Genomic DNA, 11,353 nt, shown 5'->3' on the forward strand with positions numbered 1-11,353 from the left:
CTATTATTATAAGTTACTTTAGTTTTACTCAAAGAGCTTAAGATTTTTTCATTTATTGAATAATTTAATACATCGCTTTCAAGCTTAATTAGATTATCTTTATATTTGACATCGCCATTTAATACTATAATATTATTTTCTTTAGTTGCTTTATTACTACTTAAATGCTTTTCTAAATCATTTATACTTAAATTAATCAAATTATCTTGATTATTTATTTTGTAATATTTCTTAGCATAAGCTATTTTTTCAAGCTTATTACTAAGCTCATAACCGATAATATCATTAGCTTCAAGGCTTTTAAAATCAAGTTGATAATTCATCTTATCAATATCATAAGGCTTTTGTATTATTATAAAAAAAAGCATAGATAGCATAGAAACTAAAATAATATTAAAAGTTTTTATTAACACTTAATCCACTGCTTTAATTGATTATTTTCTTTTACAATAATTTCAAGCATTTCATGCACACAACCATATCCACCTTTTGTATTTAAAATTCTTCCAAAAATTTTTGCCCCATCTTTAGGAATAAAAGGTAGTTTAACAGATTTTAAAAGGTCTAAATCGTTATAATAGTCCCCTATTGCAGCAACTTCATCAAAAGTAATATTTAAATCTTTCAGTAGTGTTTTAGCACAACTTAGCTTATCTTTAATACCACAATATACATATTCAATGCCTAAATCTCTTGCCCTATTTAAAACAACTTCAGAACTTCTTCCTGTAATAATTGCAAATTTTATACCCAATTCTTTAGCTTTTAAAATAGCAGCTCCATCTTTTACATTAAATTCTTTAATCAAATCAGCATTAGGAGAATAAATAATTTTACCATCACTTAAACATCCATCAATATCTAAAATAACTAATTTAATCATTCTTACTCCCTAAATATAAATGAACCTAGAAAATTAGCTAAGTTTATAAAATCCTTTGCTTCTTCTTCACTTCTAAAGCCTTTTAAAAACACTCTATAAAATCCATCGCTAGAATTTAATACTTTACTTGTATAACCTTTATAATTTGCATATCTTTTTGCTAAATTATAAGCATTTGCAGAGCTTTTAAACGCTCCTATTTGTATCATAAAATCTCCACCCATAATACTATTTACACTATTTTGAATGTTGGAATTTGTATTAGATATTTGAGGTTTAATATTGTCTTGATTAAAACCTAATATAGTTAATTTTACCCTTGCAGTGCCTTTTTTAGTCATATCTATTTCATGCGCTGCACGATTTGATAAATCAATAATTCTTCCAGCAACAAATGGCCCTCTATCATTAACTCTTACTACAACACTTTTTCCATTTTCTAAATTATCAACTCTAACCATTGTATTCATAGGTAAAGTTTTATGAGCTGCTGTCATAGAATTTGTATTAAAAGTTTCTCCATTTGAAGTCTTTTTACCATGAAAACCTGGACCATACCAACTAGCAATGCCAGTTTCAGTATCTCCAATATCAACCTTACTTGGATAATAAGTCTTACCATTTATTGTATAAGGTCTCATTGTAGCTGGAGTATTTGGTTTAGCTACTCCATAATTATAATTTTGGTTTAAGCTACTTGTAGTTGAACAAGCAGCAAATAAAAATAAAAAACTAGCGAAAACTAAATATTTTTTCAATTTTTAGCCTCCTTACTATCATCATATACTAATACAGGAATTAATAAGGTTTGATTAATTCCAATTCTATCATCTTTTAAATTATTATAAGCTCTTAAAGCATTTGTAGAAACACCATTTTTCTTAGCTATTGCATATATTGTATCACCTTGTTTTACCCTATAGCTTATTACATTTTTTACATTATTTTTAGCATACTTAATAGGATTTGAGTTATCTTTATAAGCTGCTATCTTTTCTATTGGTAAATAAGCATAATAATTATAAGGTGGTGCAAAATCGCCTTTAAATTGTGGGTTTAAATCTTTAAATTCACTTAAACTAATCCCAGCTTTTCTAGCAATTGACGATAAACTCTCTTTTGGTTTTACATCAACTTTACCTATATTAAGTGCCATAACTTGATTTAATAAATAAATATCACCATACTTAGCAATATCATTTTCTGCTATTAAACTAGTACTTAAAATCTTTTTGAAAAATCTTCTTGTTTCTTTAGGTAAATATTTTTGGTCTTCATCTAATAATACACTTAATTCATCACTACCTGCATTTTTAATAGCTTTTCTAACACAGCCATTTCCACAATTGTAAGCAAAAATAGCTAAATACCATTTACCAAATTCATCTTTTAGCCTATGCAAATATTTTGCAGCAGCAACACTAGCAGCTACAACATCTTTTCTTTCATCAATAAATTTGTCAATTTTTAGACCAAAATTCTTAGCAGTAGGTTCCATAAATTGCCAAACACCTGTAGCTTTTACTCCAGATTTAGCATCTGTTTTAAAATTACTCTCAACCATAGCAAGATATAAAAAAACATCAGGAACACCTTCTTTTTTTAAAATTGCTTTAATAATTGGAATATTCATATTAGCTTCATTCAATACTTTTGTAAAATAAAGCACTTCTCTTTCACTCATATCGTAAAAAATTTCCATAAAAGATTGGTCTTGTAAATATCTTAAATCTACATCAATACTTTTTAAGATTTTTTCTTGTTTATCGTATTTATCTACTGAAAAATTCGCATATAAACAAATACTTGTAACTATTAATAATATAAATTTTTTCAAATTAATCCTTTAAATAATTTTTTTGCGTTATTTGTTGTAAGTTCTTCTATCTCCTCAATTGATTTATTTAGTATTTCTGCCATTTTTTGTGCAACTAATTTGCAATATTTTGGCTCATTTAAAGTCCCCCTGTGTGGATGCGGGGTAAGATAAGGTGAATCAGTTTCTATAAGTAATCTATCTGTTTTGATTTTAGGTAAGATTTCAACTAAGTTTTTTGCATTTTTAAATGTAAGCACTCCTCCAATTCCATAATAAAATCTATCGCTTAATTCCAATAGAATTGGACTTGCATTAAAACAATGCAATACTCCAAAAGCTTCTTTATAAGCCTTTAATATTTCTAAAGAATCAGCATTTGCGTCTCTTATATGTATTATTAATGGTAGTTTTCGTTCAATTGATAGTTCAATCTGTTTTTTGAATACTTCTTTTTGTAGCTTTTTTTCTTCTTCGCTAGGATTTTTATAATAATCTAAACCACATTCTCCTATTGCAACACATTTACTATCTTCTAAAAAACTCTTTAAGTAGTCTAAATCAAAATCTTGTATATCATAAGGATGAACTCCAGCAGCAAAATATACATTATCATATTTATGTGAAATATCACGAGCTTTTTGTAATGTTTTTATATCAGCACCTGGAATAATATGAAGTTTTACTTCTTCATTGCTAGCATTAAGCAAAACTTCATCTAAGATATCATCATATCTTTCATCATCTAAATGCGTATGAGTATCAATTATCACTATTATTCGCCTTCATAAACTTCAACTCTATCACGACCATTTCTTTTAGCGTCGTATAAAGCTTCATCGGCTTTTTTAATCATTTCTTCTATTTCTGATTTTTTAGAGCCTACTGCAACTCCTATTGAAGCTGTGAAATTAATTGGTTTATCAAGATACATAGCAGGAGTTGATTTAATTGCACTTCTAATTTTCACTGCCATTTTAATAGCGTCTTCTTTCTTAATATTTTTAATTAATAAACAAAATTCTTCGCCACCAAATCTAGCAACCATATCCCCGCCCTTAACTTGTTCAAGTAGAGTCTGACCACACTGAACAATAACGCTATCTCCTGCAGCATGACCTAGTGTATCGTTAATGTTTTTAAATTTATCTATATCTATCATTAATACAGCAAAATCAACATCATCATTGATTTTTGAATAATATTCTTTGCTAGCCTCAAAAAAGCTTTTTCTATTATTTAATTTTGTTAAAAAGTCCTTTTCAGCACTTTCTTTTAGTTGTTCTGAATAATAAATTAAATCTATACTATTATTAATCCTACAAATAATATTCTCTCTTGAAAATGGCTTTTGAATAAAATCATTTGCTCCGGTTTTTAGCATTCTAGCACCAACATCATCACTTCCGTGAGCTGTTAAAACTATTATTCCTAATTGATTTTTATTATAAGATTTTCTAACTTCTTTTATAAGCTCTTCACCAGAAACTGCTGGCATTTCTTTGTCTGTTAAAATAAGTTTTACATCAGGGTGTTGTTCTAAATATCCTAATGCTTCAGCTCCGTGAGCTGCTGGGAAAACTTGGAATTTATAAGCTTGCAAAATATTTTTAATAATATTTCTCATAGCCATTGAATCTTCAGCCACTATAATTTTTGTATTTTCGTTTCTTTGTAAGCGTTCAATAATATCTATTATATAATCAACACATTCGCTACCTTCTTTTAATACATAATCAACAATGTCTTTATCCATAAAACTTTTTCTTGTAGCGTCATCATCAAGTCCAGTTAGAATAATACTTGGAATTTTCTTAGATAGAGCATAATCAACAACTTGACCATGCATAGCATCAGGCAAACATAAATCAAGTAATGCAGCAAAATACTGATTATTATCTAGCAACTCTTTAGCCTCTGCAAAATCATAAGCTACATCAAATTCGCAATTTAATGCGCCACTAACTTTTTTTGCTATTGCTTTAGCTAACATCTTATTGTCATCTACTAATAGTAATTTCATTCTTTTCCTTCTAATATGGTTTTTGCAAAATCTAAGGCTGATTGGCTGATATTCTCATCACTAATCATTCTTGCAAGTTCATTTGCTACTTCATCTTTTCTAAGCTCTCTTGCAAAGCTTTTATTGTTTTCTTTACTTACTAAAAAATGCTGATTTGCTTTTGCACAAATCCAAGGCATATGAGTTATTACAAATATTTGATAATGCTTACTTAATTTACTAATTACATTTGCAATACTAATAGCCTCTTTTCCGCTTAAATTAGCATCTATCTCATCTAAAAATATATAACCATTCGCATAATCAATAAAATCAGCAAAACTAGCCAAAAATGCAAGTCTTAATCTATTTAACTCGCCCGAGCTAATCTCTTTAAAACCTGCTTTATTTAAACTGATTTCAAATCTATCTATGCCGTTAATTCCTAGTTCAAATTCCACTAACCTAAGAGCAATTTTGTCTAAGTATAACAAATTTAGATAATCATTAATTTTACACTCAAGTTCATTAAGGTAAATTAATCTTATTTTTGATATAGCTTTCGCATCGCTTATAAGCTTATTTTTTAGAGTTTTAAGCTCTTTTTCAATATTGTCTTTTTCGTAATCAATATTTTCATAAATATTTAATTCTTTTTCTTTATCTTTGAGTATATTTAACGCATCTTCAACGCTTCCATAACGCTTTACTAGATAATGAAGCTTTTCTAATCTATTTAAAATCTCTTCAATATCTAATTCACTACTATCATTATTTAAATCATTATAAATATCATTTAATTCATTCATAGCACTTACAAAAAATTCACTATCAATATTAGCTAATCTTAAAAGTTCTAAAACACTGCTCTCATAGGCAAAAATGCCTTCTGATTTTCTTAAAGCTTGTTCTATTTTATCTCTTTTTGAAAGCTTGGTTTTAATATCTAATAATTTTTCATATTCGCCTATTTTTGGATTTATATCTTTAATTTTTTTAATTTCTAAACTTAATAATTCTTTTAAATCATTGATTTTATTTTCATCTTCACATAATTTTTTGTATTCTTTTTCTAATTCATCTAATTTTTTAAAATTATTTTTATATTCATTTAAAGTATTTTCATAATTTTGTTCTTTTTTAACTATGATTAAATCTAGCATTTTTAATAAATAATTTGGCTCAAAATCATCATAATTTTTAGCCGATAAATAGCGAATATTACTAGCATTTAGCTCACTCATAATCTTTTTTGAAACTGCTTGATTGTTTATAAAATATCTAGTAACTTTATCCTTTTTAACCCTAAAAACATTAGGATTAGAATTTTCTATACTTTCATCATTTATCTTATCATCTATGCTAATTTCTAAAAGACTTGCACTGCTTTCAAAAATTCCAAAAGCTGCTAATATGCTTTTAAAAATCACTGATTTTCCAGCTCCACTAGAACCTGTAAAAACTATAAGACCATTTTTAAATTCTAAGTTAAGTTCATCAAAAGTTATATTATTTGTAAAATATAATCTTTCTATCATCTTACTTCTCCCCAATTAAGCTTTTCATTTAAAACCCTAAAATAAGAGCTATTTTTACGCCTAATAATATTTGCTCTTACATTACTAAGCCCTATTCTAACGCTTTTAAATTCATCTTTATTAAATACTTCTTGCCCATCTATACTTAAAGTGCAATTTGCACTCATAACATCAATAAAAAAACTTTTAGGTAATACTATTGGTCTTTGAGTAAGCGAATGAGAACAAATTGGAGTTAGCATAAAAACACGGCTTAATGGATAAATAATTGAGCCGCCTGCACTAAGATTATAAGCAGTTGAGCCTGAAGGAGTGGAGATTATAAGCCCATCGGCATTATAGTTATTAAAAATATCTCCTTTAAAACTCGTTTTTATATCCGCTAATAATAAATGATTTGCTCTATTAAATACTGCGTCATTAAAAGCATATTTTTGTAAGATTTTGCCATTATTTAGCTTTATTTGAACACTTAGTAAAAATGGTCGCTCAAGTTTATATGAACCATTTAAAAACTCATTCATACCAGTTTCAAATTCTGTAGTTTTAAACTCTGTTAAAAAGCCTAAATTACCGGCATTTACTCCAAACACAGGAATATTAGAATTTGCTAAATATCTACAAGCTGAAATTATATTTCCATCTCCACCTAAGGATATTAATAATCCCACATTTTCTAAATCAAATTCTATTTCATTTTTTCTATCATTTATATATATTAAATATGCAATATTTTTACTATTAAGATAATTTTTTATATTATTTAATTCCAAACTATCTTCTAAACCTAATTTGCAAAATATAATTATTTTTTTAATTTCTTTATTTTTCATAATCTTTTCTTATTCTTTTTATTATAAATTTACAATTTTTGAGTAAAAATCAATTAATTTAATAAAAATTCATGTTAAGGAAAGAAATTGAGAACACATTATAGCACTGAGCTTAGCATTAAAAACATTGATGAAGAAGTAGTTGTAGCTGGATTTGTAAATAGCTACCGCGACCATGGTGGAGTTGTATTTTTAGATTTAAGAGATAAAGAAGGTATTATTCAATTAGTATGTGACCCTGAAATAAACAAAAATGCTCACGAAATAGCAAGCAGCTTAAGAGATGAGTATGTAATAAGTGCTAAAGGTAAGATTAGAGCTAGAGGCGAAGGTTTAGTAAATCCAAGACTAAAAACTGGAGAAATTGAAATAGTATGTAGCGAAATTGAACTAATTAATAGTGCAAAAGCGCTACCTTTTGATATAAATGATTTAAATGTTAATGAAGAATTAAGACTAAAATATAGATTTTTAAGTCTTAGAAATCCTAAATTATTAGATAATTTTAAAAAGCGTTCAATTATTACAACAGCAGCTAGAAATGCTTTAACAAAATTAGGCTTTATGGAAGTAGAAACTCCAATTTTAACAAAAGCTACACCTGAAGGTGCAAGAGATTATCTAGTGCCATCTCGTGTGCATGAAGGCGAATTTTATGCGTTACCACAAAGCCCACAATTATTCAAACAACTTTTAATGGTTGCTGGGTTTGACAAATACTTTCAAATTGCAAAATGCTTTAGAGATGAAGATTTAAGAGCCGATAGACAACCTGAATTTACTCAAATAGATGTTGAGATGAGTTTTTGCGACCAAGAAATGGTTATACAAAATGCTGAAACTTTCTTAAGAGAAACATTTGCAAGTGTTGGCATTACAATGCCACAAAATGTAAGAAGAATGACTTATAATGAAGCAATGGAAAACTATGGAAGTGATAAGCCCGATTTAAGATTTGATATGCCGATGATTGATGCTGCTCACATTTTTGCAAAGTCAAATAACACTATTTTTAGCGAACCTGCAAAAGATACTAAGAAAAATCGTGTAAAAGCAATTGTTGTTAAAAATGGAGATAATATTTTTTCAAAACGCCAAATGCAAGGATTTGAAGAATATGTTAGAAAATTTGGTGCTAAAGGTCTAGCGTTTATTCAAATGAAAGAAGATGGACCAAAAGGACCATTAACTAAATTTTTTGATGATGAAGGTGCTGAACTTATAAATTTCTTAAAAGAAAAAGCTGATTTTAGTGTAGGAGATGTAGTATTCTTTGGCGTTGGTGCTAAAAAAACCGTTTTAGATTATATGGGAAGATTTAGATTATTCTTAGCGAATGAATTAAAGATTATTGATGAAAATAAATTTGAGTTTTTATGGGTTGTTGACTTTCCTATGTTTGAGCAAAATGATGATGGAAGCTATTCGGCAATGCACCATCCATTCACAATGCCAAAAAATATCGATGCACCAATTGATGAGATAAATTCTATTGCTTATGATATAGTATTAAACGGAGTTGAGCTTGGTGGTGGAAGTATAAGAATTCATAGAAGTGATATTCAACAAAAAGTATTTAAATTACTTGGAATTAGCGAAGATGAACAAAAAGAAAAATTTGGCTTTTTACTAGACGCATTAAGCTACGGAGCACCTAGTCATGGTGGATTTGCAATAGGGCTTGATAGATTATTAATGCTAGTTACAAAATCTAGCTCAATTAGAGATGTAATAGCATTCCCTAAAACTCAAAGAGCACAATGCCTAATGACTGACGCACCAAGCAAAGTTGCTTATGCTCAGCTAAATGAATTACATATTGCACTAAAAGAAAGTAAAAAATAATTTTTACCCCTAAAAAAGGGGTTTTTATCCTATGTTAATTAGATATTTTAAACAATACAAACTTCGTAAAAATGTTAAAAACTTTCTAAATCTTTCTTGGCGTGATGCAAGTTGCAATGGTGTTTATTATGGCTGGGGAAGAAAGGAAAGTGGCAAAATAGCCAAGAAATTAGCTAAAAAAAATAATGCTAAATTTTGCTTACTTGAAGACGGGCTTATTCGCTCTTTAGGGCTTGGCATTAATGATAAAAATAGCTTTTCACTAGTATTTGATGATATTGGGATTTATTACGATGCAACCGCTGCTAGTAGATTAGAAAATATTTTAAATACTTACGAGTTTAGCGAAGATGAATTACAAAAAGCAAGAAAAGCTATCAAATATCTAGTAGATAATAATATAAGCAAATATAACAATGCTTACAAAGAATTTGAATTAGGAAATAAAGATAATGTTTTAGTGATTTTACAAAGTGCAAATGATCTATCACTTAAATATGGTTTAGCTAATAATATTAATTCACTTGATATGATTAAAGACGCAATCAAGGAAAACCCTAATTCTAAAATTTATGTAAAAATTCATCCAGATACACTAAATAGCAAAAAACAAAGCGATATAAACATAAATGAAATTCCACAAGAGTGTGAGATTATAAGCGATAGTTATAATCCAATAATTTTACTTAAAAACTTTAAAAAGGTTTATACAAAAACTTCAACAATGGGGTTTGAAGCTTTACTTTGCGGGTGTGAATGTGTGTGCTATGGAATACCTTTTTATGCAGGATGGGGAATTACAAAAGATAAACAAAAATGTGAGCGTAGAATAAAAATAAGAAATATTGAAGAAATATTTTATGCTATGTATTTTTTATATACGAAATATTATAATCCCTACTCTGAAGATATTTCAGATATTTTTGATACTATGAAAACTATAGTGCAATTTAGAGAAATTTATAAGGCTAATTCAGGGAGATTATTTTTCTTTGGGTTTTTATGGTATAAGAGATTTTATATTAAGCATTATTTTAAATCGGACAATAATCAAATAATTTATATTTCATCTCTTAAAAAACTTAAAAAATACAATTTAAATGAAAACGATAAAGCATTTATTTGGGGCAAAACATATGAAAAATCAGAACTTTTAAAATACTTTAAAAATGTTAGTATTGTTGAAGATGGATTTATTCGCTCAATTGGGCTAGGTTCTAATTACGCCGTACCCTACTCGCTTGTAGTTGATGATATAGGGATTTATTTTGACCCAAATACCCCAAGTAGATTAGAATATATCCTAAAAAATACCAATTTTAGCGATGAGTTAATAGAAGAAGCAAAAGAGATTAGAAAACTAATTTTAGATAATTCATTTTCTAAATACAATTGCTTAAAACATCAAGAATTGCCAAAAAGAAAACAAAAAACAATACTAATTCCAGCACAAGTTGAAGATGATGCGTCTATCAAATGTGGTGGTTTAGGATATGACACTTTAAAACTAATAAAACAAGTTAGAGCTGAAAACCCAGAAGCTTATATAATATATAAAGTTCATCCTGATGTAGTAGCTGGTAATCGTAAAGGACTTAAGGATGAGAAAATTATCTTAAAATATTGCGATGAAATTATAACTGATATTAGTATAGATAGTTGTATAAAAGCATGTGATGAAGTGCATACTATCACATCAACAGCAGGATATGATGCACTTATCCGTGATAAAGTAGTGGTAACTTACGGAGCTCCATTTTACACTGGCTGGGGTCTAACCATTGATAAAAACATAACTCCAGAAATCCTATCTCGCCGTGGAAGACAACTAAACACTAACGAACTAATAGCCGGAGTTATTATTTTATATCCTAGATATTTAAACCCTATAAATAATATATATTGCAAATATATTTCTACTTTTAAAGCATTAGCTAAACTAAAATAATTATTTGTTAAAATAAAAACCTTATTCTAATTACAAATTATCATTAGAGAAAGAAATGAATTATAAGATTTTAAATTTTAAAGAACACAAAGACGATAATGGATGTTTAGTTGCTTTACAAGAAAATGAAGAAATACCTTTTAATATAAAAAGAGTTTATTATATATATGATCCAAAACAAGATTGCATTAGAGGTAAACATGCTCATAAAGATTTGGAACAAATATGTATATGTTTAAATGGTAGTTGTGATTTTTATCTAACAGATGGTATAAATGAAGCAAATGTGAAATTGGATACCCCTACAAAAGGATTATATATAGGCAATATGACTTGGAGAGAATTTTCAAATTTTAGTGAAAACTGCGTATTGATGGTCATAGCTTCAAAAAAATATAATAAAGAAGATTACTTAAATAATTTCAATACATTTATAAATAAAACGAAAGAAATATATGATAATGGGGGGGGGGATATAAATAATAGCA

At 27.9% G+C, this 11,353-nt stretch carries 11 protein-coding genes; 3 read left to right on the top strand and 8 right to left on the bottom strand.

From position 1 onward, the window contains the following. From KJQ99_RS06975 to KJQ99_RS07010, 8 genes are all read right to left on the bottom strand, one after another. Window positions 1–413 (bottom strand): hypothetical protein (locus KJQ99_RS06975; protein ID WP_214150366.1); only part of this gene is annotated, 413 nt, incomplete at its 3' end. Next, entirely contained in the window at window positions 407–883 is a 477-nt protein-coding gene (locus KJQ99_RS06980; protein WP_214117989.1) for a KdsC family phosphatase, read from the bottom strand. The genes KJQ99_RS06980 and KJQ99_RS06975, both read right to left, overlap by 7 nt. A 2-nt stretch (window positions 884–885) precedes the next feature. Beyond that, window positions 886–1,641: a septal ring lytic transglycosylase RlpA family protein gene (locus tag KJQ99_RS10870; RefSeq protein ID WP_284444073.1), complete on the bottom strand. Its 756-nt coding sequence runs from the start codon at window positions 1,639–1,641 to the stop codon at window positions 886–888. Then, complete coding sequence (locus tag KJQ99_RS06990; protein WP_214117987.1) at window positions 1,638–2,720, bottom strand: lytic transglycosylase domain-containing protein; 1,083 nt, start codon at window positions 2,718–2,720, stop codon at window positions 1,638–1,640. The genes KJQ99_RS10870 and KJQ99_RS06990 overlap by 4 nt, the downstream gene beginning before the upstream one ends. Continuing rightward, complete coding sequence (locus tag KJQ99_RS06995; RefSeq protein WP_214119844.1) at window positions 2,717–3,472, bottom strand: TatD family hydrolase; 756 nt, start codon at window positions 3,470–3,472, stop codon at window positions 2,717–2,719. Before KJQ99_RS06995 ends, KJQ99_RS06990 begins: the two co-directional genes overlap by 4 nt. A gap of 2 nt (window positions 3,473–3,474) precedes the next feature. Beyond that, the gene (locus tag KJQ99_RS07000) at window positions 3,475–4,722 is read right to left on the bottom strand and encodes a GGDEF domain-containing response regulator (protein ID WP_214117982.1); all 1,248 of its coding nucleotides are present in this window, start codon (window positions 4,720–4,722) and stop codon (window positions 3,475–3,477) included. Beyond that, complete coding sequence (locus KJQ99_RS07005) at window positions 4,719–6,239, bottom strand: AAA family ATPase (protein ID WP_214150367.1); 1,521 nt, start codon at window positions 6,237–6,239, stop codon at window positions 4,719–4,721. Before KJQ99_RS07005 ends, KJQ99_RS07000 begins: the two co-directional genes overlap by 4 nt. Then, window positions 6,236–7,072 (bottom strand): NAD(+)/NADH kinase, encoded by an 837-nt coding sequence (locus KJQ99_RS07010; RefSeq protein WP_214150368.1) that lies wholly within the window; start codon window positions 7,070–7,072, stop codon window positions 6,236–6,238. The genes KJQ99_RS07005 and KJQ99_RS07010 overlap by 4 nt, the downstream gene beginning before the upstream one ends. A gap of 87 nt (window positions 7,073–7,159) precedes the next feature. On the opposite strand from KJQ99_RS07010, the gene aspS reads away from it, so the two are divergent. From aspS to KJQ99_RS07025, 3 genes are all read left to right on the top strand, one after another. After that, on the top strand, window positions 7,160–8,917 hold the full coding sequence (aspS, locus tag KJQ99_RS07015) for an aspartate--tRNA ligase (protein ID WP_214150369.1): 1,758 nt from the start codon (window positions 7,160–7,162) through the stop codon (window positions 8,915–8,917). 31 nt (window positions 8,918–8,948) lie between these two features. Further along, window positions 8,949–10,865: a capsule polysaccharide biogenesis protein gene (locus tag KJQ99_RS07020; RefSeq protein WP_214150370.1), complete on the top strand. Its 1,917-nt coding sequence runs from the start codon at window positions 8,949–8,951 to the stop codon at window positions 10,863–10,865. A 55-nt stretch (window positions 10,866–10,920) separates the two neighbouring features. Next, a partial coding sequence (locus KJQ99_RS07025) for a sugar 3,4-ketoisomerase (RefSeq protein WP_214150371.1) occupies window positions 10,921–11,353 on the top strand: 433 nt, incomplete at its 3' end.

It is taken from the genome of Campylobacter sp. 2018MI13 (assembly GCF_018501135.1).
GTDB lineage: Bacteria > Campylobacterota > Campylobacteria > Campylobacterales > Campylobacteraceae > Campylobacter_E.